The 23,561-nt window shown below is 36.8% G+C and carries 18 protein-coding genes and 1 pseudogene; 5 read left to right on the top strand and 14 right to left on the bottom strand.

Annotation, left to right across the window (positions count from 1 at the left end; genetic code table 11):
- Positions 1 to 14: 14 nt before the first annotated feature.
- Positions 15 to 2,432, bottom strand: coding sequence for a CRISPR-associated helicase Cas3' (cas3, locus tag H3T55_RS04375; protein WP_225533509.1), 2,418 nt, complete (start codon positions 2,430 to 2,432; stop codon positions 15 to 17).
- 408 nt (positions 2,433 to 2,840) lie between these two features.
- Between cas3 and H3T55_RS04370 the strand changes: the two genes are divergently transcribed.
- Positions 2,841 to 3,131, top strand: a complete 291-nt coding sequence (locus tag H3T55_RS04370) for a hypothetical protein (RefSeq protein ID WP_225533508.1) — start codon at positions 2,841 to 2,843, stop codon at positions 3,129 to 3,131.
- A gap of 40 nt (positions 3,132 to 3,171) precedes the next feature.
- Here the strand turns inward: H3T55_RS04370 and H3T55_RS04365 are convergent, their stop codons facing one another.
- From H3T55_RS04365 to H3T55_RS04355, 3 genes are all read right to left on the bottom strand, one after another.
- A complete protein-coding gene (locus H3T55_RS04365; RefSeq protein WP_225533507.1) occupies positions 3,172 to 3,672 on the bottom strand; it encodes a hypothetical protein in 501 nt (166 codons plus the stop codon).
- Positions 3,673 to 3,753: 81 nt separating this feature from the next.
- Positions 3,754 to 4,344 (bottom strand): DJ-1/PfpI family protein, encoded by a 591-nt coding sequence (locus H3T55_RS04360; RefSeq protein ID WP_225533506.1) that lies wholly within the window; start codon positions 4,342 to 4,344, stop codon positions 3,754 to 3,756.
- Positions 4,345 to 4,534: 190 nt separating this feature from the next.
- A complete protein-coding gene (locus H3T55_RS04355) occupies positions 4,535 to 5,191 on the bottom strand; it encodes a Crp/Fnr family transcriptional regulator (RefSeq protein ID WP_225533505.1) in 657 nt (218 codons plus the stop codon).
- A 235-nt stretch (positions 5,192 to 5,426) separates the two neighbouring features.
- Between H3T55_RS04355 and H3T55_RS04350 the strand changes: the two genes are divergently transcribed.
- Complete coding sequence (locus H3T55_RS04350) at positions 5,427 to 6,647, top strand: MFS transporter (protein ID WP_225533504.1); 1,221 nt, start codon at positions 5,427 to 5,429, stop codon at positions 6,645 to 6,647.
- Positions 6,648 to 6,665: 18 nt separating this feature from the next.
- Positions 6,666 to 6,848: a hypothetical protein gene (locus H3T55_RS04345; protein ID WP_087640818.1), complete on the top strand. Its 183-nt coding sequence runs from the start codon at positions 6,666 to 6,668 to the stop codon at positions 6,846 to 6,848.
- Positions 6,849 to 6,898: 50 nt separating this feature from the next.
- Here H3T55_RS04345 and H3T55_RS04340 read toward each other — a convergent pair whose 3' ends face one another.
- The 10 genes and pseudogenes from H3T55_RS04340 to H3T55_RS04295 all read right to left on the bottom strand — a co-directional run bounded on the left by H3T55_RS04340 (position 6,899) and on the right by H3T55_RS04295 (position 21,688).
- Positions 6,899 to 7,720 carry a MetQ/NlpA family ABC transporter substrate-binding protein gene (locus H3T55_RS04340; protein ID WP_225533503.1) on the bottom strand — a complete coding sequence of 274 codons (822 nt, stop codon included), beginning with the start codon at positions 7,718 to 7,720 and terminating at the stop codon, positions 6,899 to 6,901.
- A gap of 16 nt (positions 7,721 to 7,736) precedes the next feature.
- A complete protein-coding gene (locus tag H3T55_RS04335; protein WP_225533502.1) occupies positions 7,737 to 8,411 on the bottom strand; it encodes a methionine ABC transporter permease in 675 nt (224 codons plus the stop codon).
- Positions 8,408 to 9,139, bottom strand: coding sequence for a methionine ABC transporter ATP-binding protein (locus tag H3T55_RS04330; protein WP_225533501.1), 732 nt, complete (start codon positions 9,137 to 9,139; stop codon positions 8,408 to 8,410). Before H3T55_RS04330 ends, H3T55_RS04335 begins: the two co-directional genes overlap by 4 nt.
- A gap of 15 nt (positions 9,140 to 9,154) precedes the next feature.
- A pseudogene (locus tag H3T55_RS04325) lies at positions 9,155 to 10,164 on the bottom strand (lipoate--protein ligase).
- A gap of 289 nt (positions 10,165 to 10,453) precedes the next feature.
- Complete coding sequence (locus H3T55_RS04320; RefSeq protein ID WP_225533500.1) at positions 10,454 to 13,750, bottom strand: KxYKxGKxW signal peptide domain-containing protein; 3,297 nt, start codon at positions 13,748 to 13,750, stop codon at positions 10,454 to 10,456.
- 303 nt (positions 13,751 to 14,053) lie between these two features.
- Positions 14,054 to 15,145, bottom strand: a complete 1,092-nt coding sequence (locus H3T55_RS04315) for a tyrosine-type recombinase/integrase (RefSeq protein ID WP_225533499.1) — start codon at positions 15,143 to 15,145, stop codon at positions 14,054 to 14,056.
- A 717-nt stretch (positions 15,146 to 15,862) separates the two neighbouring features.
- Entirely contained in the window at positions 15,863 to 17,284 is a 1,422-nt protein-coding gene (locus H3T55_RS04310; RefSeq protein WP_225533498.1) for a family 1 glycosylhydrolase, read from the bottom strand.
- A 43-nt stretch (positions 17,285 to 17,327) separates the two neighbouring features.
- On the bottom strand, positions 17,328 to 19,184 hold the full coding sequence (locus H3T55_RS04305; protein WP_225533497.1) for a beta-glucoside-specific PTS transporter subunit IIABC: 1,857 nt from the start codon (positions 19,182 to 19,184) through the stop codon (positions 17,328 to 17,330).
- A 1-nt stretch (position 19,185) separates the two neighbouring features.
- Complete coding sequence (locus tag H3T55_RS04300) at positions 19,186 to 20,037, bottom strand: PRD domain-containing protein (RefSeq protein WP_225533496.1); 852 nt, start codon at positions 20,035 to 20,037, stop codon at positions 19,186 to 19,188.
- Positions 20,038 to 20,239: 202 nt separating this feature from the next.
- The gene (locus tag H3T55_RS04295; protein ID WP_225533495.1) at positions 20,240 to 21,688 is read right to left on the bottom strand and encodes a glycoside hydrolase family 1 protein; all 1,449 of its coding nucleotides are present in this window, start codon (positions 21,686 to 21,688) and stop codon (positions 20,240 to 20,242) included.
- 164 nt (positions 21,689 to 21,852) lie between these two features.
- On the opposite strand from H3T55_RS04295, the gene H3T55_RS04290 reads away from it, so the two are divergent.
- Positions 21,853 to 22,644, top strand: coding sequence for a MurR/RpiR family transcriptional regulator (locus H3T55_RS04290; RefSeq protein ID WP_225533494.1), 792 nt, complete (start codon positions 21,853 to 21,855; stop codon positions 22,642 to 22,644).
- 313 nt (positions 22,645 to 22,957) lie between these two features.
- On the top strand, positions 22,958 to 23,560 hold the full coding sequence (locus H3T55_RS04285; protein WP_225533493.1) for a hypothetical protein: 603 nt from the start codon (positions 22,958 to 22,960) through the stop codon (positions 23,558 to 23,560).
- Position 23,561 lies beyond the last annotated feature (1 nt).

Genomic DNA, 23,561 nt, shown 5'->3' with positions numbered 1-23,561 from the left:
CCTCCTTTTATTTTTTATATAATGATGCCATCACTTGCTGCTAAAGCAGTCGGATCAGTACCAAACTGCTTTGAATAGGCATTCTCATTTAACGCAAAAACCTGACCGTTGAACAATGGATAAATAGCGCCATTCTTATTCAATTCTTTTATTTCATAATCAAACAGATTCACCATATATTGCTGTGCCTGTTTCACTAATGGAATGATTTCATGTGGCAACAATTCACCATTCAGTGAGGTGATGATTTCTTGACCTGCTTCATAAGGCACCAAAACTGACGTTGTTGGGCTATCGATCACATTAAAATAGTGCCCAATCGTTTGCGGACTACTGCATAAGCATAAATTCAAATGCTTACCATGAGTCGCTAGATACTCTTTCCATGCCTGTTTTCGATTGCTCAGTAACGGATACAATGTCAACGAGCTTTTTTTTACAGGATACCCAAGATCATTTTGAATTTTCTTGTGAGCAAAAAAACGTTGGAAATAGTTCATTTGCGCTTTAGATGAAAGTATTTCTCCAGAAAATAACGTCGGTTCTGACTCCATATCTTTCACTATTCTTTCAGTGATTTCCTTTCCCACTGCAATTTCTTTTAGATGCGTCAGTTTTTCCAGTTCTGATGACACATTTACTAAGTGCACTGATTGTCGATCTCTTTCTCCATTACGATTGCAGCGACCGGCCGCTTGTGCGATCGAATCTAAGCCAGCGGTTGAACGAATCACCGCTTCAAAACTAATATCAACGCCCGCTTCAATCAGTTGGGTCGTTACGCAGAGAATTTTTTCTCCTTTTTTCCTGTCTGATAGTCCTTCCCGAATTTCCTTCAAGATTTTTTTTCGGTGAGCCGGACACATCGCCGTGCTTAAATGAAATAATCGAATCTTTTCTAAAGAATGCTCTTTCAAGGCCTGATACAACTTTAAAACAGCCGATTTGGTATTGAGAATCACCAATAAACTAGCTTTTTCCTCTAAAATCCTTTGACTTAGCTCTGTTAAATCATTTAATGTCCACATCTCTTTTTTCACATGATCGACCACATCAACACGTTTAAACGCTTGTTCGACCTCAGGCAACTCTTGAATTATTTCGCCATCTTTCTCTAGCTCTTTAGGCAATTTGTCCAAAGACGGCTGAGTTGCCGTACACAGAATACTTGTCGTCTTTCCGTGATGTTTTAAATAGTTCAGCGCTTCAGTGAACATATTAGTGCACTTGACTGGTACCCCCTGTACTTCATCAAAAATGATGATGGCATTTTGCAGATTATGGAATCGTCTGGGATTTCTTGTTCCGCGGCTATAGATCACATTTAAAAATTGAACCATTGTCGTGAAAATAATCGGTGAATCCCAATTATCTTTCATCAATTCTTGAGTCTGTTCTATAGTTTCTCCCTCATCTTCTTGGTTCGTTACTTCTTCTTTAAACACATTGGAATGATGTTCCAAAATAAATTGATCATCCTGTAAAATCTCGCGGACGACCTGAGCATTTTGTTCGATAATAGTTGTAAATGGCACGACATAGATTATCCGATCCTTTTTATACTTCACAGCATGATGCAATGCAAAACGTAAACTTGCCAGAGTCTTTCCACCTCCAGTTGGAATCGACAAGCTGTAAATACCCGTCGGACGATTGGCAAAAGCTTTACAAGTAGCAGACATGTCCGTTCTTAAATGATTGATCGGCGTTGAAGGAGATGTTTCCTCTAATTCATTGATGTAGCTTTCTAGTATTTTTTTATATGTACTTATTATTTCTCGGCTTTCTAACGGTTCTTCGTTACGATTCTCTTCAAACAACATCGTGTTCGTTCGATCTGCATCAAGTAGACAACTGTACACGAATTTCAGTATAAAGAAATAGGCATTTTCAGTCTTTACCAGTTGTTGAAAGTGTTGGATTTCCTTCACTGCCTCTGTAATATATCCTTTGAAAGTCTCTTCTGAGATCACCTCTTCAAAAAAACGCGCTTTCATTTGTTCATACTCTGTAATGTCTTTATCAATTACCCGTTCTAAATAGACAGAGCGCATTTCCTCCGGCTTATAAAAATCTTGAAGACCGTTGCTGCTATGATGAGAGATGATGGCATTGCCAATCAATTCAGCTAAAATAAATCGAAATGGTTCGATTTGATTCTGATGTGCATATTCAAATAGTAATTTGCCGCCAGCAGTCGAATGATCCACACTACCGCGAACAGCACTTGTTGGATCGGCAACTGCATTTCTTAAATACTCTTGAAAATCCTCGGAATATTTTCCAAAGTCATGCAGCAGACCTGCTAAATAACAGGTTTTCTCCAGATTCATTTTCTTTCCGTATCGTTGACTCAATGCAGCACTTTCGCAGAGATGATCTTTTAATAACTGTTTTTCTCCGTCTTCTTTTCTGACATGGGCGATGAACATACCAAAACTCCTTTATTCATACAATAATTAAACTATTAATATCATTATAACACCCAAATGAACACAACGTTATAAATTATTTTCTTAATAAAACAAAAAAAGAAGCTAGTTTAACAAATAACTGCTTCTAATCCACTATAGGTATTTTAATTTTACCAGTCATATGTAGTATCTATCAATTGACTTATGCATAACATCGGCTCTTTGTCTGGCGCCAACCAAACAACGAAGCCTTGTTTAAGCAGTAGCACCTGTTAAACACATTGCCGTTGCGTAAGTAATACTAATTTTTTTGATACTCTCATGAAAACATCAATTACTTGCCTATTTGCAGACGATCGCAGGAAAACTATTGATCGTTTTTTCCTTTCTATCGCTAATTAGTTAGAGAAAGAAAAGGAGCTTCCCATGAAACATTCTGCTGTTTGTATCAAAATGGTACCGTATCAACATATTCTCAATCTAAGAGACACACTGGAGCGCTTGGAATCCTGGCAGGAACCTTTAGCTGTTTTAGAGTGCTATTTTAGCCACACCCAACATCCTGTCAATGAAAAGCAAATCGTTAAACACTATTACGCCTGTGCCGAGTTATTTCAACTTTTCCATTCTACCTATCAAGAATTACTTGAACAGGCAAATAACTCAGTGGAAAACATGACGAAACAACAAACACTGAAATTTTCAGAAAATCAATAGACCATCTAAGTAAAACAACTTCTCATTAAACTGAGCATCGTTACTCTAATGAGAAGTTGTTTCCTGATTCAGATGTATTCTTGATTTCTGCTTCATATAGTTGATAAAGTGCTGCTTGCCGGCTCTTCAATAGCTCTTTTGCTTCTCTCACTGTAAGAGCATTTGGATCTGTTTCAGAACTTACCTCAACCAAATTATCGTTGTCGATCATTTCTCCTGAAAGCATTGATCCATCTTTTAATGCAACGATTTTATCAGTATCTTTATTGTCAAAAAATAATTCTTCGATTCCTGCTTCACTGGGATACCCAAAGCGCTGATACAATTCCTCATCACTCATTTCATACATTGAAATGGTTAGAAGTCCTGGCGCCTTTTTATATTCTGCTCGGGGTTTGACTTTTTCCTGTTCTGTAGATTCTGCTTGCTGTTTGACATCCTCTTTCGGAACTTCTTTTTTACTAGCTGAATTTAGATATATAGTCGCACCAATACAGCCGATCAACACTAAAGTAATTAGCACTATTTTACCCTTTTTCAATTTTTTCTCTCCTTTTCGATACATCTTCCTCTCTTCTGATTATAAGATTAGATGTCTTCTATGACAACCTACCTTATCCTTTCAAACTTTTTTCACCGCTTCATAGTAGCCTAGCTTATAAAAATCATACCATTGCTCGATCTCTGCTTCTGGCATTGCTTGAAGTGCGAGCAAGACCTCTCGAGCAAATTCTAAATGACCTGTTCCATTTGCTGTGATGATATTTTTATCTCTTATCGCTTGAACTTCAAGATAATGATTTTCACCTGTATACATTTGCCCAGCATATGCTTTTAAATCCGGTAATTGATTACTTGTATGCTTCACTTTATTTAATATTCCTAATGTTCCAGCATAAACCGTAGCATCACAAATAGCAGCGATGATCGTTTCTTTTTGCTCTGCCTTTTTCACTAGATTAGCTACTTCCGCCGCTGCACTCGTTCGCCAAGATTTGCCGCCGATTAAAATGAGTGCTTCAAAATTGATTTTCTCCGCTTCAGCAAGCGTGTAATCTGGCATAGTAGTAAAACCACCCATCGAACGGACTGGCCGTTTTGCAGTAGAAACCGTTTTGACCGTGAAGTTTTCCAATTGGTTGAGTGCCGCTGCTAAAGATGATGCTTCCCAATCTGCATATTCTTCTAGTAGTACGAATAAAATCTCTTTCATGATTGAATCCCCCTCTATTAAACTAAACTTATCATAACTTAAAAGAGTGACAACTGTTTGTCAGCATTTATTAAAAAATTTCATTCAATAAAACATATCTAAGAAAATGTTCGTTCAAAATCTAAATACATTTGCTTATAAAAAAATATTGCAATCTTCACAACTGCAATACTTTCTAAAAACCATCTTCTCACAAAATAATATGATCCTTCAACATCTCCAAATCCGTGATCAAAATCTTCCGATCCTGTATCTTGATCGCTCCTAATTCTCTTAACTGCTGCATCATGCGATTCACACTGCTAGCGGATGTAATTCCACAAAAATGAGCGATTTCTTCATTTGTAACCACAAAATCGATCAACAAGCCTTCATCTGTTTCCACGCCAAACGTATCATACAACTCATAAATCTGTGTACAGACTGCACCAAATTTTCCATTCATCAGCATCTGCTGCATTTTTTTCATCGAATACATCAGACGCACACGATAATAATCTTTCACGTACATCTGCAGGTCTTTACTTTTATTGATATCCTTCCAAAACTGTACCCGATCGATTTGGTACAACTCCGCCTGCTCTGATTCTACACGTATATTGAACGGCGCATCGATAAACTGTGAATATTCATCTCGTAACAGCGAAACGATTTCCAAGCTATTAATGTATCTTAAATTAAACTCACGGCCGTCCGGTGAGATGACACTGGTTTTGATAATACCGCTTTTCAGCACGTAAGCATAGCGATCTTGCAATCCTTCGTATGTGAGGTAATTTTTCCGTTTTTTCACAACGATTCGAAATGCGTGATCATCTAAATATTCTTGTAACACATGACTGTCCATGAGTGTTGCGCTCCCTATCCATTTTATTGTCATTCTTATTTAAAAGGATATCACATCAAAAAACAATAACAAATGTTAATGACTTTTGTTGTATTTTTTTGTATTTAACCTTTTTAAACTACAAACCCGCATTTTTTTCTTTTATTTTTTTTGTATAGTATCACCTACAAAGGAATTTCAGAAAATCAATTGTAATTTCATTTTTATTTATTGAAGAAAGAAGGAATAACGAAAAATGTCGGAACAGGTAAAAGAAAAATTATTTAACAAAGGATTTATTAGTATCACCTTGATCAATTTCATCGTTTATTTAGTTTACTATTTATTGATGGTGATCATTGCAGTTATCGCACAAGATACTTTGCATGCTACATTGGGACAAGCAGGCCTCGCATCCGGGATTTATATTATTGGAACGTTGATCGCTCGACTATTTATGGGGAAAACTTTAGAATTGATCGGTAGAAAAGCAGTATTACGCTACGGCGCTTTATTTTATCTTCTAACGACCATCGCTTACTTGTATATTCCAAATATAGGGATCCTTTATCTCGTTCGCTTGCTCAATGGTTTTGGCTACGGCGCTGTTTCTACAGCGACGAACGCGATCGTTACGGCTTATATTCCTAAATCCAGACACGGAGAAGGCATCAATTATTACGGCTTAAGTACAAGTTTAGCCGCTGCTATCGGGCCATTTATCGGGATGGTTTTGCTAAATACGATGAACTTCTATTTCATCATTCTATTTTCAATCGTTCTGATTTTACTGACTACGATCGCCTGTTTTATTTTCCCAGTAAAAAATATTCAGTTGACGCCAGAGCATCGGGCAAGTTTATCACGTTGGAACTTAGATAGTTTTATTGAAAAAAAGGTACTGTTTATTTCATCTATTGCTTTTCTGATGGGCTTATCCTACTCCAGTGTCCTTTCTTTTCTTTCCTCTTATGCAAAAGCGATCGATCTTGTGAGTGCTAGTTCTTTCTTTTTCGTTGTCTACGCCTTAGTGATCACTGCCACTCGCCCCTTATCCGGACGAATCTTTGATGCTCGTGGAGAAAATGCCGTAATGTATCCCAGCTTTATTTTCTTAACAGCAGGTCTACTCTTTTTGAGTATTACTACCAGCAGCTGGATGCTTTTTGTTGCTGGAGGATTGATCGGTCTAGGTTACGGGACATTCATGTCTAATGGTCAAGCGATTTGTTTAAAAGCCAGCCCAAATAGCCATCGAATCGGTATTGCTTTATCAACTTATTTTATTGGCTTGGATCTGGGATTAGGTGTTGGTCCTTATATTTTGGGAGAATTGCGAAGCTTTTTGACATTTCAGGAAATGTATTTTGCAGCAGCGATGATTCCAGTTGCCTGTACGATCCTTTACGCACTTTTTTATCGCTCAAAGGCAGTTGATTACACGATGAACCCGATTGAAAAACTAGAAGAACACTAATATTTTGGAGGAATGATCATGAGTACTGACGAACGCATGCTTGAGGTTTTAGAACAAACGCTAATAAAAATCAATGAGTTAAACACTCGATTGAGTCACATTGAACACGATTTAACATCTATGGACAATTATCAAACGAACATGAGCTATTATGCAAAAGAAATCGAATTAGCGGCAGAAAACAATAACATCATGGGATAAAAAATAGGTTGTAGCATCGCTCAAAGAGTGATATTACAACCTATTTTCTTCTAAAATGCCGGTGTCAATGTCTCACTATATTTAGTTTCTAACAACTCTTTGACTTCGTCACTTGTCATTGCCTTTTTCAGCGCTTTGATTTTATCTGATTCTTGATTATCTGTACGTGCAACTAAACTGATTGCAAAACGCTCATCGACTTTTTCCTCTAACAAAATCGCATCTTTTGGTGTTAAACCGACCTTAGCAATATATGTTGGGTAATTATAAACCATGGCAATATCTTTTTCATTATAGGCTTCTGCTAAATTCAATAAATCAACTGAAACCCATTCAAACTTTTTAGGATTTTCTACAACATCTTTGATCGTTCCATTGAACCCAACACCATCCTTCAATTTGATCAAACCAGCATCATCCAAAATTGCTAATGCGCGACCTTCGTTGGACACATCACTTGGTAAAGCAACTTTAGCTCCTTCCGGCAAATCAGCAACATCTTGATATTCTTTAGAGTAAAAACCAACTTTCGCATTATAGATTTTTTGAACAACGACTAGATTTCCGTCTTTTTCTTCATTAAATTTTTGCATAAATGGTTCATGCTGGGCAAAATTTGCATCGATTTCTTTCGCATTCAATAGCTCATTATATTGAATATTGTCATTTACTTGCACCAATTCTACCTTATAACCATCTTCAATATTTTTCCCTACTAATTCAACCACTTCAACAGTAGAAGGGATGTGTGATGCTACTTTGATGATTTTATCTTCTTTTTTCGCTGTATCCGCTTTTTCCTTCTGTCCACTACATCCAACCATTGCTATTCCTGCAACAACTAACAAACTGAACCATAACTTTTTCTTCATGATTTTCTCCTAACACTTATTTTTTATTTATTCTTTTCGCGACCCAACTGCCGCTAATTTGAATCAAGCTAACAAATACGATCATTATAACAATCGCTGTATACATCACAGCGTATTCATAACGCTGATACCCATATCTCAAAGCGAAATCACCAATTCCGCCGCCGCCGATCACACCCATCACTGTAGAATAGGAAACCATGCTAATCACAACTGAGGTCAAAGCCAAAACTAAACCTGAGCGCGCTTCTACATATAAAAAACGGAAAATCAACTGAGATCTGGTACTACCTAATGCCTGAGCTAGCTCTAAAATATCCGTAGGCACGTCCAGCAGCACTTGTTCCACCAATCTCGCATAAATCGCTACTGCTACAAAACTTAAAGGAAAAGCGGCCGCATAAGTTCCAAAAGCTGTTCCTAACACGAAGCGCGTCACAGGAATCAACGCTACAACAAATAATAAAAATGGAAATGAACGAACAATGTTGATATAGCCATTTAAGAATGTCCCAACAACTCGATTCGAGCTCGTTGGCTGTTGCTTCACTAAATAAACAGACGTCCCTAATGGCAAACCTACAATAATTGCTGCGGCAATGGAAATCACAAGCATGACTCCGCTCTCTGATAATGCTTGTGACAATTCAGGAAGATAGTAGCTGATTTTCTCTAAGTATTCTGTCATCATATCAAACTCTCCCGAATACGTTCATAATAGTTTTCAAAGGTTGGCTGCTGCTCCTTTTTTGGCAGAGTGATTATCTCCTGAATTTGCCCTTTATCCAATATAGCCACTCGATCACATAGATACTTGATCAAATTTAATTCATGACTGACAACGACCATCGTTGTCCCGAATGTTTGATTGATTTCTCTTAGCAGTTCCATAACGTCAGAAGCATTTTGACCATCTAAAGCGGAAGTCGGTTCATCACAAAGCAAAATCTCCGGATCAGTGATCAGCGCACGCGCGATACCAACACGTTGCTTTTCACCACCACTTAGTTGTTTTGGAAAATGGTTTATTTTATCTTCCAAACCAACAAATTCAAGAACTTTCTGAATTTTATGTGCGTCATACGTCTTATTTAATCGTAAAGGTAAGCCCACATTTTCCTTGACCGTTTGATTGTAGAGTAAATTGAACTGCTGAAAAATCATTCCAACTTTCTTACGGCTTTTTCGTTTTTCCGCTTCACTCAGCATCGCGATATCTTGACCAGCGATATTTATTCCCCCTTGATCGGGTAGTTCTAATGTGTTGACCATTCGCAGTAACGTTGATTTCCCCGAACCGCTTTCGCCAATGACACCGAATATTTCATGATCATTGATCTTTAGAGTAATATCTTTTAAGGCAGGTATCACCATATTTTTATGATGATAATTTTTTGATACACGTTCAAATGTTATCATTTTACTTCCTCCGGTTTAATCTACCAAGAGCTGGATAAATTCCGCTTTCGTTATATTATTAAAATATTCATTGATTGAAATTGGCTTTAGTCTTTGCTCGATTGCACCACTCTTATATTCACAACCAACAGTACTTCTATATCCTTAGTATCCTTTTGGCTAAAATAATCACCATAAATTGTGATAGCTGCTATACGTCCTTTTTCTACAGAGATATTAGCTTCTATAAGGCCGCCCTTGAATTTTTCTTCTCGTTTGATCGTAAATTTAGGTTCTTCTCCAAAAATCCATTCATCATTTGCATAAATCTCTGCAACAAGCTGATCAATTACAGCTTCATCTTCTCGTGTCAATAAATACTCATGCTCTTTGATTGCATCCAAGGTATCTACTTTGAATAGACGCACCAGTAATTGATCACGAAACTCTTCTGTAGTAAGTGTTTGATATTCCTTAGATAAAAATGGTTTGAGATTCGTCACACGGCTTCTTACAGATTTTGTCCCTTTTGATGCAAGCTTCTTTTCAGATACAGTCAATACACGACTAACTTCATCAAGGTTTACATCAAACATCAACGTTCCATGAGAATACATCTTTTTATTTTTTGTGTACATTGCGTTCCCAGAAAACTTCTTACCGTCGATCAACAAGTCATTGCGTCCACTGATTTCAGCTCCAACAGCGCCCATTTCGTGTAAAGCAGCAATCAAGGGCTCTGTAAACCGTTTAAAATCACCAAATGCTTCATGATCTGCATTTACAACAAAGCTAAAACTAAGATTACCTAAATCGTCATACACAGCACCACCACCAGATAGTCTACGTGTGATCGTAATATTATTTGCTTCAGCGTATGATAAATCAACTTCTGCTCGAACATTTTGATTACGACCGACAATCACACATGGTTTTTGGATATAAAATAAAATCACTGCTTCGTCAAAGTCTTTTTGGTTCAATATATATTGCTCTGTCGCTAGGTTTCGACGAATATCATGTGAAGACATAACTACATAATACATTTTCTTCCCCTTTTCTATTTAAGTGCTTTCAAAAATAGTCTATCACTCTCAATTATAAAATTACATATATTTGCTTATGAAATCCATATTTTATAGTGAAAAACCATATTTTATATAACAGATAAATGAGTTTGAAACAGTTTATAACACACAAAAACACATATTTTATACCTATTAAACTATAAAATGACACAACAACCAGAAATGAATCTAATTGTTGTGTCATTTATTGTCTTAACTATTGTATTTAAGCAAGGGTTTTAAAAGGTAGATTTTGGATTATTAAGGTCTATTTTTTCTCTACTAAACGGATTTGGACAGCTTCCATTCGTAGTGATTTTCCTGTTGTTCCAGCTATTGTTCCATTTGAAACATATTTTTGCCAGCCGATATCTTTCACATGAGCACGGTACTCAACATTATATTTCTCAGCTAATTCGCCTGTTAGTTTGATTTGGATAGCTTCCATTTGTAATGACTTTCCTGTTGTTCCAGCTATCGCTCCGTTTGAAACATATTTTTGCCAGCCGATATTACGAACATGAGCACGGTATTCGATGCCACCTTCAAGCTTCTTCGCACCCTCAGGCATATCAACGTCTGCCAAGTTGATTTTTACTGCCTCAAGCGCAAGCTTTCTACCAGTTGTCCCAATGATTTCATTCATATCAACTGTCTTTTGCCAACCAATCTTACTTACATGACCAGTCCCTTTGATAGTTGGTGCTACTTTTTGTGCATCTTCTAATTGCTTTTGTAGCTTAGCTTTTGTTTCCGCATCACGGATTCTTTCAATCGTTTTTGCCGCTGCCTCAAATTCCTTTGCTTTGATTTGAAGTGTAACAATATCGATCAAATCTTTGTCATGCGCAAGATTGTCTACTTTGACTAGTTCAGCTACAGCTTTTTCTACTGCTGATTTTGTTGTCAGTTTAGAAACCTTTTCTTTAGCTGCAATCTTCTCTTCTGCACTTAAGTTTTCTAAAGCATCGATTTGCTTGTTTGCTTCAGCTTTCGCTGTTGCTAAGGCAATACTTTCGTCTAATTTTGTTTGATATTCTTTACGAATGCTGTCTGTTCTTAATTTGTTGATCTCTTTTTGTGCTTCCACAAAAGAACCAGACGCAATCAATTTGGTGATATTATTAACTGTTGCTTTATCAGCTACTCTATTATTTTCAGCTTTAGCTTCGTTGTAAACAGCAACCATATCTGCTTTTTTCTCAAGCGCATCTACACGGTTTTTATATGCTAACTTCTGAGCAGCAGACAATTCATCTAATAAATCGATCTGAGCTTTAATAGTTGCTTTAGCTGATGCCTCGTTAGCATTTTCTACTGCACGATCAGCAATCAATTGCTTCACTTTTATTGTAAGATCAGCCACTTCAGCTTTTGTTTTACAGTCAATTGCTTCGGAGATCAAGGATTTTTTATCTTCAGCTGTTAGTTCAGCTGAGTTATTGATTTGATCCACTAGCTCTTTTTTTGCATTTTCAAATTCTGTTTTTTCTGTTTCCAGATTAGTATTTTCAGTATTGGCTCTATTCAATACCTCAGCAACAGCAGCTGCATCTTTAGCATTTGTTACTTCTGCTTTGTAGCCATTTTTCATTTCTTGTGTTAAATAAGTCAACGCATCAATTTCTGCTTTTGCATCTGATTTTGTTTTTTCAAGAATTTTAGCCTCTTCGTTAGCATCTGCGTTCTCTTGGTCCATTGTTTTCGCTAAATCTAATACATTTGTCACTGCATCTTTATTTGTTGCTTTAGCAATATCTTTAAGTGCAGCATCTCTTTGTGCTGCTGTTAAGTTTTCCAATTTATTGATTGCCTCTTTAGCGATCGTTTTAGCTTCTTCTAATTCAACCTCTGCATTAGCAACGCCTGCTTTATAATCGTCGTAAATGGCTTTATTCAATAATGCTGTGATTGCTGCTGAATCTGTCGCTGCATCAATAGCTGTTTTGGCGCTAGCTTTAGCTGAGTCAGACAGATAACCTAACGTATTTACTTTTACTTTTGCAGCCTCTTTTTCTGCAGTCAATGCTCTAGCCGCGTCTGCTTCTTTAGCTGTTTTCACTAACTCAGCAATTTCTGCTTTGTCATCTGTTGCTTCTACAGCATCTGTCTTCGCCTTCTTCTCAACTTTTGTTAAGTTAGTAAGTGCATTGATTTCTTTGATAGCTTGATCTTTGATGGCTTTTAATTCAGCTGCATTCTTTTCTACAGCTTTACGTTCTTCGGCTTGTGCTGAGGTAACGATAGCAGCAACTTCTTCCGATGTTTGAGCTAATTCTACATCTTTTAGATAGTTCGCTTTTAAAGTTGCATCGATCGTCATTAGTCCTCCAATCAATGAAGTCGCTGCATTTTTAGCTTCTGCAAGCTCTTTTCCTTTGATTGAAGCTGCGGCAACAAATGATAGCCAGTCTGCTTTTACTACTGCAACAGCCTCAAGTGTTTTGGCAGAATCGATTCTGCTATTAAATGCACTTACATCTGCATCAGTAATTTGCTGATTTGTTTTTTTCTCATTCGCAATTTCAGCTTTAAGTTCAGATTTTGCTGCATTTAATTTTGCTGATTGATCATTCGCTGTAGCGTCTGCTATTGCTTTTTCGATTTCACTAGTTAGAGCATTTAATTTTGCTAATGCTGCATCACCCGATTCTGCTGCTGCAGCATCGATTTTCGCATCAAGTTCTGTTTGTTTTGACGGATTCAACAAGGCTAATTTTGCTGTTTCTGCTTTTAATTCTGCAACCTTAGTTGTCACTGCAGTTGCTAATCTTGCTTCATTTTCAGCTTTTGCGCCAGTTACGATCCCATCGATTGCACCCTTATCTTCAGCCTTATCAATCTCTGTATAAAAATTTTGTTTTTCAATTTCTTGTAATTGGCTCAAGCTGCTGATCACATTCTTTTGCTCTGCTTTATATTTTGGAAGATCTGCAAGTGCAGCATTCAACTCGACATTTTCTTTTACTAAAATATCAGCTGCTTCTTTATTTTTAGCTAGCTGTTTATCAAATGCTTCTTTAAAAGTACTATATGTTGTCGAATCAGCTATTGCATTGAAAGTACTTTTTAATGAGTCAAGTGCTAATGCTGTACTAATAGCATTTTTAGCAGCTTCTTTTTGAACTGTTGATAACGAGGTTAAGCCATCGATTTTACTAACATACAGAGCATCTACGACTTTTACAGCTTCTGCAATATCTTCTCTATATGCCTTTAATAACTCTTCTTCAACTTTTTCTTTTGTATCTGATTCCTGCACAGCTGCCACATATGTTGCTTTTGCTTCTGGTGTCAATGAAACTAATGCATTGATATTTGTCGTTGCTTGTTCAATCAGCTCTAAAAGCTCATTATCTACAGCTCTTGCTTGCGCTGCTATAGCATCTGTTTGTTCTGCATCAGACACAGCCAAAACTGCAACTGGACTCAATGCATTAAGTAACAATCCTAATACGACTGGTGCTACTACCCATTGTTTTTTTCTCTTGTACATCTTGTAGATTTTTTTTGTGTTGCTTTCAGGACTTAAATCGTCTTTTCTGAAATTTTTGTTGCTCTTCATTAACCAATACCTCCAAAATATTTTTTTAAATACCAAAATCAATTAGTATCCATTCAAAGTAAAATAATGGACACGACCAAAAAAATCCATATAATAAAGTACAGAACATAAATAGATCAGGACGTATCCAGTTCGTTTTTCATTTCTTCTTTTTTGTAGGAACAAGAAAGAGGTTTTTTTAGCTTGTCCTTCAAGTTCTAAAAACTTTATGACGGCTAAGCTGACGGGTATTAAATAACGTATAACATAAAAAAATGCTGAGCACACATCTAAATTAAAGATGTTCTCAACATTTATTATCTATTAAATTGCTGCTATTTTTTCCATTGCTTTACGCTCATCTTGCATAAATGAACTCGTATAAACATCTAAGGTCATTTTTGTAGAGGTATGCCCAAGTATTGAACTTATCGTGGCGATATTTACACCCAACTCTAAACAACGGGTAGCAAAAGTATGACGCAGAGAGTGGAAAGGCAATGGAGTGATATTAAGCTCTTCTTGTAACTTTTTGAAACGATAAGTAATCGTCCTTGGTTCAGTACATGAATCTTTTATGCCAACAACATATGGACTATGTGATGTCTTTTTTACTTCTGTTAAATATTCTTTTAGTTGATTTGATAACGGTAAGACTCTTTCTGATTGAAAGGTTTTGGGTGTTCCTTCAATTAGAGCCGTTTTTCCTAAGCCAACTTGCAATCGTTGCAAAGTTCGTTGAATATGAATGGTCTTTTCAGAGAAATCAATATCAGTCCATCTCAATGCACTAATTTCGCCAATACGCATTCCTGTTTCTAGAGCAATAAGAATAGGTAAATATTTTTCTTCTTTTATAGTTGCTACTTTAATCATTTTCTGTTGTTGCTTTGAAAAAGCTTTGACTCTCTGCTTTTCTAATTTGGGTAACTCAATCATGAGTGTTGGATTTTTACTTATTAATTCCTGTTTCAATGCTTGAGATAGAGCATTTTTTAATACTCTGTGAACTGCATGCACAGAACTCGAAGAAAGTTGTTTATTTAATTGTAATAACCATTGATCAATATCAGTGGGCAACAATTCTTTTAGGAGAATAGCTCCTATATGAGGCAATATGTGTAATTGAACTTTGCTTTTATAGCCATTGTAAGTACTCAGCTTAACTCTAGGCTTTACAATAGTTTCTAACCAAAGTTTTAACCAATCACCTAATGTACCATCGTACGTGATCTGTAATACATCGGATTTCAACGTTTCAGCTTTTACAAGCATTAACTTTTTTTTAACATCTACGTATTTTCTAGAATAAATATATCCATAGCGGATTTTCCCATCGATGTTTCGTTCTTTTATATATCTTCCTTCCCAGCGTCCGTCTTTTCGTTTATATATATTTTCCCCTCTTTTAGCCATTCTAAAATCCCTCTTTCATTTTCCAATTTGTGACGGCGTATTTGACGGCTTTGAAAAAACATTAACTAAACCTTGATTTAGCAGTATTTATAAAGCTATCTATACCCATTCCCAATTTTTCAGGGGAGAATTTTTCATTCATAAATCGTCAAAATACAAAATAGATGCATTTTTTCATTATTCTATACGAGTTGCAGAATAACATTATGAACGTTCTTTAATAACATAAAAGATCAAGACTATTTTTATAAAACCAATTGCAGCAATACCTATTGACAGTATCCATACTTAAATAGTACAATACTAGGTGTTGAATGAATAAATCTGTTTATAAAACCAACATTTTTTATTCATCAAAATTTAATTCTCATTTCTTGTTCCTACAAAGAACAAGAAATTTTTTATATTAAAATTCTACCTACGTTAAACCATTTCTTCTTTTATGCATTTTTCATTTCTTAGCAGATTAGTAAATTACTCCCCCTAATTAAATTTATTCCATCTTTCCATACCATACTCACAATATACCTTGTTTATTCAATTGATGTTTTACTATCACTCTCCCTATTTTATAAATACGCAATTTTATTACTTTCCTATTTTTGTGTGTCATTTTTATGGTATCGTATTCTAAATCACTTTTCTATTTTATTTTTCACAAAAAAAAAACACTTCCACTGATCTACTCAGTAAAAGTGTCTTTTTTCATCCTCTATCTTAAAATTTCGGTTTAGCCGCAATCATTTCTTGATACCATGTAAATGATTTTTTCTTCATTCTTGCCAAACTACCCGTTTGGTCATCATTTTTATCCACATAGATAAATCCATAACGTTTTTTCATTTCTCCAGTAGTCGCACTAACCAAATCGATCGGTCCCCACATCAAATAGCCAAAACAGTCAACATAGTCTTCTACGATTGCTTTTTCCATTTGCTCTAAATGCTTTTGGACATATTCGATTCGATAATCATCTTGGATCGTTCCATCTGCTTCAAGCTGATCAACTGCTCCCAAGCCATTTTCAGTAATGATGATCGGTAAACCGTAACGGCGATAAATGTAATTCAATAAGTACCGCAATCCAGTAGGATCAATCGCCCAGCCCCATTTGCTTTGCTCTAAATAAGGATTTTGAGTACCACCAAATAGTGTCTCCTCGTTTTCATCATCACCTTCGTAATGCGCAACACTTGAAGAATAATAATTCAGTCCGATAAAATCAAGCTTTCCTTCCGCAAATGCTACCGCATCTTCTTTTGAAATAACCAATTCGATTCCTTGTGCTTGGTATTCCTTTAATTTATATTCCGGAAACCGCCCCATGCACATTGCATCGATCTGATAAAATTCTCGATCTGTTTCCTTAAATGAATTCATCACATTTTGCGGATCACAGTTCAATGGATATGCAGGCGTCAAACCAAAAACACACCCTATCTGATTTTCAGGATCAACTATACGAGCAAGTTTAACCGCTTTAACACTTGCTAAGGTCATATTATAACTGATCGTTGCCAGTGTTTGTTTTTTATTGTCCATCTCTGTATACTTCAAGCCAGCAATGATATAGGTAAAAATGTCAGAAGCCTCTGTCTGCGGATCGATATGATTCATCTCGTTGAAGGTCACCCAATAACGCACCTTGCCTTTCAATGCTTCAAACATCGTTTGGCAATAGTTCAAATAGAAATCGACTACTTTAGGATTGACCCATGAGCCATATTCTCTCACTAAATGAACAGGCATCTCAAAATGATACAACGTCACAATCGGCTCAATACCATGCTTTAATAATTCATCGACAACATTTTGATAAAACTGAATCCCTAATAGATTTGGTTCTTGTTCATCCCCTTTTGGATAAATCCTTGACCAATCGATCGAAATACGTAATGCCTTGAAGCCCATTTCCGCAAATAGCGCAATGTCTTCTTTATATCGATGATAAAAATCGATTCCTTCATGCGATGGGTATCGTTTACTTGGTTCTATTGTTTGACAGATTTCACGCGGCTCCTCATACGTTCCTTGAGTCACTAGGTCCATGATGCCGATTCCTTTGCCATCTCGATCCCACGCACCTTCACATTGATGAGCGGCAATACTGCCGCCCCATAAAAACTCAGCTCTTCTCATTTCATAAACTCCTTATCTTCATTTCATTACTTGTATCTTGCTTCTATAGAACTACTGTCAAACAAGCAGCATCTTCTAATTCATTGTCCTCTGCTGCCGGAATCACATCTAAATAGTCTACTGTATTTGTGATGACTACAATCACAGTTGGATCATAACCTGCTTCTTTGATACCAGCAAAATCAACTGTCGCTATTTGTTGGCCTGCCTTTACTTTATCACCTTGCTTCACGATCGTATCAAAAAATTGTCCGTCAAGTTCCACCGTATCGATCCCAATATGGATCAACACTTCGATCCCTTGCTCTGTTTTCAATCCGATCGCATGCTTTGTTGGGAAAACAACTGAAATTTCGCCATCACTTGGCGCTACGATTTGATCATTCGCGGGAATGATCCCTAATCCTTTACCTAAAGCTCCCGTAGAAAATGCTTGGTCATTGACCTCAGCTAAAGGAACGATTTTCCCCTCAACTACACTACCCAATGGCACTTTCTTTAAGCTGGTTCCATTCTCTACAACACCGGTCATCTCTGAAACTTTCTCTGCTTCTTTGTCTTCTTGCGGAATTCCTAAAACAAACGCAGCGATCGCAGCACCCACAAAACCGATCACGACACTAATGATCATAAAAACTAGGTTTGATATATCTTGATTATCCGCATATGAAGGCAGACCCATCAAGCCCCAAACGATCGAATAGGTTTTTACTTTCATCAGTCCAGCAAACAGACCACCTAAACCACCACCGATCATCACAGCGATAAAAGGTCTTCTGAACTTGATGAAGGCCCCGTAAATTGCCGGTTCTGTAACACCCATAAGAGCACTAAAACTAACTGTACCGAATAATTGTTTTTGTTTGGCATCTTTGGCTCTTAAGAAATAGCCTAACATAGCACCAGAAACAGCAATATCAGAAATCGTAGCTGCTGCTAAGAAAATTGGATCATAGCCCATTTTATTTACAAAATTCAATGCAAGCGGCATCATGAAATTGCCTGCGCCCAGCATGATCAAAAATGGTTGTAATGCAGCGTACAACATCACAACGATCCAACTGCCGAAAGTATTGTGCAATACTTCAAAGAACCAGCCGATACCATCACCGATCCAAATCCCGATCGGCCCAAAAATCAACAGCGTTACAGGTAAACAAATCACCATGATCAATAACGGATTTAAAAAATATTGTAAAAATTTAGGTACATATTTATTTAAAAGAACCGTCAATTGTCCCATAAACCAAACCGCTAAAATAATCGGGATGAACGAGTTCGCATAGACCATTTGCGGTAACTTGATTCCAAAAATACTCAACCCTGCCACATCATTGATCGAACTTGAAACAAGTACTGCAGCTAGTGCCACAGCTAAGTACGGACTTGCTTTTAAACGTTTTGCACAAGACATAGCGATAAAAATCGGTAAAAAGAAAAATACTGCAGAACGGATCGAATCTAACAATTGATAGGTCGGGCTATCTGCTGAAATCAATCCCGTGATTGAAAACAATGATAGAAAACCGGCTAATAGTCCCGATGCAATGATCGGCTCGATCACGGGAGTCATCGTTTCTGATAAAAGATCCATGATAGCTTTTAAAGGATTTTTCTTAGCATCGCTGCCTTTTTCGTCATCTGTAACAGGGGATAAGCCCAGCATACTGATCAGTTCAGCGTGTACTTCGTTGACATGAGTCCCGATGATTATTTGATAAGCGACATTGTTCGATACAACATCGATGACACCATCTAAGGCTTTTAGCTCCTCTGTTTGTGCCTTTGAACGATCTTTCAATGTAAATCTTAGCCGAGTCATACAATGTACGACTGCTTGAATATTGTCTTTGCCACCTACAAGTCTGATAATGTCTTCATTAAATGTTTGATAGTTCATTTTATTCTTTCCTCTCTCTTTGACTCCGATGCGTTACGCGATGGATATGTAGCATGAGATAGGTTTCTTCATCGATCGTCAGATCACAGGCATATTTTTGTTGAACATAGACTCTGATTTTTTGCACACATTCAAACGATTCTTTATATAATGATTTGATTTGTTCATTTAAAATCGTGTCACTTTCTTCATGATTGCTTTTCGTAAGAAGCCGTTGAATAAAATATTGCAAATGAGTCATTAGTCTCATATAGTTCATCGAGCCTTCATCTAATTTGATCTGAAAATGATATTGAATGATCGATAGAATATCTCTTAAACTTTCCATCGAACGAATCGTTTCGTCCAAATTATTCTTATCCTCCTGCAAATTAACGAAATGAAGAGCGATCGATACGGCTTCATCTTCTGGAAATGCCACTTGAAATTGTTCATTGATCAAATCAAGAGCATACATTCCGATCTCAAAATGCTGCGGATAAAATTTCTTTACTTCCCAAGTCAATGGGCTGCGAATAAATTGTCCTTTTGCTGCACGCTTCAATGCAAATTCAATGTGATCCAGTAAGGTCAAACTTAGATAGTCATTTGACTTTTCATTTAATTTTTCTTCGCCATAAGCAATGATTTGATTCACTAAGGTAATATGACTAGCGTCCGAATGAGCTAATAAATAGCTGAAATGCTCAAGCATATCATTAGAATCCAATACGTAGGTTTTTTCAATTTCGTTTTCATGAATGACTTGTCCGACTTTTTTTCGAAACGCTAATCCTTTAGCATAAACAATGACCTCATTATCTCCTCTGCTTACGATCGCAACATTGTTGTTTAGAATTTGACTTACTTTCACTTTCTTACTCCTTTCCAGAAAAAAAACTCAAATTACCCGGGAAAGGACATTCCTAGGTAATTTGAGTTCTGCCTGCATTATTCAGTAACATACTCTATAAAATGACTGCCTCGTCATTATCAGTTTTTTTTCTTGCCTCTAGTATAATGCATCTTCATAGAATTTGCAACGCTTTCATGGAATCAATTCGAGTCTCGTTTAACTAAGCTAAATCTGCACCATTTGTTTCGATGACTTTTTTATACCAATAAAATGAATCTTTTCTTGAACGTGCAAGTGATCCGTTTCCTTCATCATCTAAATCAACATAGATAAAGCCATAGCGTTTAGACATTTCACTCGTGCTGGCACTGACTAAATCGATACAGCCCCATGGCGTGTAGCCCATCAAATCAACGCCTTCATCGATCGCTTGTTCCATCTGTTCGATATGACTTCTTAAATAATCGATACGATAGCTATCATGGATACTGCCATCTGCTTCAACGACATCTTTGGCACCTAACCCATTTTCTACAATGAATAATGGTACTTGATAGCGATCATAAAGCTTATGCAATGTCACACGCAGACCAACTGGATCGATCTGCCACCCCCAATCGCTAGCTTTTAAATAAGGATTTTTCTTAGATCCTAGTAAGTTTCCACCCGTTGTATCTCCATCATTTTCGTGAGAAGCAATGCTACTCATATAGTAGCTAAAGGACATAAAATCAACGGTTCCTTCTCTAAGGATTTCATCATCTTTTGCTTCTTTTTCGATCGTAATATTATGATCACGGAAAAATTTATTCATATAACTTGGATAATAACCGCGAATTTGAACATCAGAATAAAATAGATTATTGTGGTCGCTATCTATACTTTCCATGACATCCAAAGGATTACATGTTTCAGGATAAGCTTCCATTCTTGCTAACATACATCCGATTTTTGCATCTGGTATGATTTCATGACACGCTTTGACTGCTAGAGCACTCGCAATAAATTGATGATGTGCTGCTTGATATTGAGCCTGTAATAAGTTTTCATGTCCGCCAGCTAAGATTCCGCCACTTAGATAACCCGTCATTCCGATAATGTTGATTTCATTAAATGTCAACCAGTACTTCACTTTATCTTTATAGCGATTAAATAAAACACGGGCATAACGTTCAAAATCAGCAATCGTTTCACGACTCTCCCAGCCATTTTGCTTGAAAGCTAAACCTAAAGGAAATTCATAGTGAGAAATCGTAACAAGCGGCTCGATCCCATAACGCAAGCATTCATCAAAAACCGCGTCATAAAATGCTAAGCCCGCTTCATTCGGTTCTGCTTCATCGCCATTCGGAAAAATCCGCGGCCATGAAATCGATAAACGAAAGGTCTTAAATCCCATTTCAGCAAATAATGCGATATCTTCTTTGTATTTATGATAAAAGTCGATCCCATGTCTTTTAGGATAAATTCCTTCTTTGTCATTCATCGCAAACTCAACATCCGCTTTAGTTGTTGGTTTCAACAACTCCGACATACTAATGCCATTTTCTTTTACATAACGAGCAGTATCTGCCGTTGACCATCCTTTACCATCTTCTAAAAATGCACCTTCAAATTGATTGGCCGCTGTCGCACCGCCCCATAAAAAATTCTGTGGAAATCCGCTCATTCGTTCCCATCCTCTCGGTCATTGATTTAGTGTATAATAGTTGTAACAAACTTATCTTAGCATGAGAACAGACTTTATTATTTTTTTGTTGCACTGGCTATTTTCATTATTTCGATTCATTTTCATGATCGTGAAAATGAGTTATAGAAAAGGAGTTTTCGTTGATGCTCGATCTACTTGATTTCCTGCATTTTTTAAATACAAATAAACGTGATACAACCTATGCCCGAATCATCATCTATCTACTGAACCATTCAAAAGAAATCCAAACATTGACGATCACTGAAATCGCTGAACGCTGCTTCGTTTCACCGGCAACACTGACACGGTTTTGCCGCCATTTTGGTATTGCCAATTTTGCTGTATTACGTGACTCATTAGCCTCATTGAGCATGATGAAAAAGCATAACGGACTAAGAATGAAAGAACAAGAGTTGATCGATCTAAAAAATGATCCTAAAGAGTATCTGATTTCTTATGGAAAAGAAATCAATACGGCAATAAATGACGTTCTTCAAACAATAGATATCGAGGAAGTCGATCACATTTTAGAAGATATTCAACAGGCTGAAGAAGTTGTGCTGATCGGCTATAGCTCAACGCTAGAGTTAGCCAAAGAATTACAAACTTCGTTTTTACTTAGTCAAAAGCTGGTCTTTGTAGGCGAAACAGAAGAAACACAGCAGTCACTTGTCGCGGACTTAAAAGAAACTTCTGTGGTGATCGTGATTTCTTCTTATGGCTCTTTGCTAAATAAAAGCAGTGATCTTATGAGAAAAATCAGTGACAGCCCAGCAAAATCGATCCTCTTAACACAACATACACAAAATACATTGACCTATTTATTTGATTTATCTGTTAATGTGACCACAACAAACTATGTACGGATCGGAAACTACCCTTTGATGTTTTACTTGGATTATCTGGTTCGGCGGTATGCTAGCTTGTATCAGTGAAAAACGATACGAACCTTGCAAGACTTTCTTGCGAAAGAAAAGTGTTGATCAGTTATGTTATCTAGCTGCACAGGCTAGCTCTTCGGAAAAAAGATAAAAATAGAGTGAGACAAAAAGCGTCTCAATCGATTTTTCCTATTTTTCTGTCAGATCTTGACGAGCCTGTTCCACTTTTAAATGTTATCTAGCTGCACAAAATCAATCCTTAGGAAAATAGACAAATTACCAGTGAGACAGAACGCGTCTCAATGGCAATTTCCTAATTTTCTACAGGATTGGACGATTTGTTCCGCTTTTAAATTAAGGAGGATCTATGGCTTTATTTGATTTTTTTAAACGTGAAACACCAAAAGAAACAATTGATTTAGACAAAGAAGCGGCAAGAATCGCTGCCATTTATGAAACATATCCAGAATTTCCAGTAATGTCTGCAGATCGGGATGTGGATATTTGGTTACAGGCAATTGCAAATGGTTCCGTAACGATCGTTCCTAAAGAACATATGACCCGTAATGAAGATGGGTTGTTGCCTGGCGAGGTCTTATTACTGGATTGGGTCAATGAGAAGGATTCTACGTTTACCGATTTTCCAGATTTTTTTGAAATGGAATTTGGGATCGATCCTGTAGAGGCAACCAACAAATTACTATTTTCGGATTATCTAGATATTTTGAATGAGCCTTCTGTTCTTGAATTTTGGTCACTAACTCAACTAAATGATGTGCTGGAGGAAAACGGCTTAACAAGCTGTTCAGACAAAAAGCAAGCTATCACCAAAATAAAAAAAGAGTTTTCTAAAGATTATATTACAAATATGATCGATCCGGGAATCTATGTACTGATGGAAAAAGGACAAAAAATTGTAGAAAAATACGCCGATTTTATCCATGAGTATCTAGATACTCCACCTGAGTAAA

Source organism: Enterococcus sp. S22(2020) (assembly GCF_020295385.1).
Lineage (GTDB): Bacteria > Bacillota > Bacilli > Lactobacillales > Enterococcaceae > Enterococcus_L > Enterococcus_L dunnyi.
This window is presented reverse-complemented; position numbering and strand designations above follow the sequence as displayed.

Coding starts and splice junctions, on each gene's coding strand:
- cas3 (WP_225533509.1), bottom strand. CDS start 2,432: ATGTTCATCGCCCATGTCAGAAAAGAAGACGGAGAAAAACAGTTATTA.
- H3T55_RS04370 (WP_225533508.1), top strand. CDS start 2,841: ATGAAACATTCTGCTGTTTGTATCAAAATGGTACCGTATCAACATATT.
- H3T55_RS04360 (WP_225533506.1), bottom strand. CDS start 4,344: ATGAAAGAGATTTTATTCGTACTACTAGAAGAATATGCAGATTGGGAA.
- H3T55_RS04355 (WP_225533505.1), bottom strand. CDS start 5,191: ATGGACAGTCATGTGTTACAAGAATATTTAGATGATCACGCATTTCGA.
- H3T55_RS04350 (WP_225533504.1), top strand. CDS start 5,427: ATGTCGGAACAGGTAAAAGAAAAATTATTTAACAAAGGATTTATTAGT.
- H3T55_RS04345 (WP_087640818.1), top strand. CDS start 6,666: ATGAGTACTGACGAACGCATGCTTGAGGTTTTAGAACAAACGCTAATA.
- H3T55_RS04340 (WP_225533503.1), bottom strand. CDS start 7,720: ATGAAGAAAAAGTTATGGTTCAGTTTGTTAGTTGTTGCAGGAATAGCA.
- H3T55_RS04335 (WP_225533502.1), bottom strand. CDS start 8,411: ATGATGACAGAATACTTAGAGAAAATCAGCTACTATCTTCCTGAATTG.
- H3T55_RS04330 (WP_225533501.1), bottom strand. CDS start 9,139: ATGATAACATTTGAACGTGTATCAAAAAATTATCATCATAAAAATATG.
- H3T55_RS04320 (WP_225533500.1), bottom strand. CDS start 13,750: ATGAAGAGCAACAAAAATTTCAGAAAAGACGATTTAAGTCCTGAAAGC.
- H3T55_RS04315 (WP_225533499.1), bottom strand. CDS start 15,145: ATGGCTAAAAGAGGGGAAAATATATATAAACGAAAAGACGGACGCTGG.
- H3T55_RS04310 (WP_225533498.1), bottom strand. CDS start 17,284: ATGAGAAGAGCTGAGTTTTTATGGGGCGGCAGTATTGCCGCTCATCAA.
- H3T55_RS04305 (WP_225533497.1), bottom strand. CDS start 19,184: ATGAACTATCAAACATTTAATGAAGACATTATCAGACTTGTAGGTGGC.
- H3T55_RS04295 (WP_225533495.1), bottom strand. CDS start 21,688: ATGAGCGGATTTCCACAGAATTTTTTATGGGGCGGTGCGACAGCGGCC.
- H3T55_RS04290 (WP_225533494.1), top strand. CDS start 21,853: ATGCTCGATCTACTTGATTTCCTGCATTTTTTAAATACAAATAAACGT.
- H3T55_RS04285 (WP_225533493.1), top strand. CDS start 22,958: ATGGCTTTATTTGATTTTTTTAAACGTGAAACACCAAAAGAAACAATT.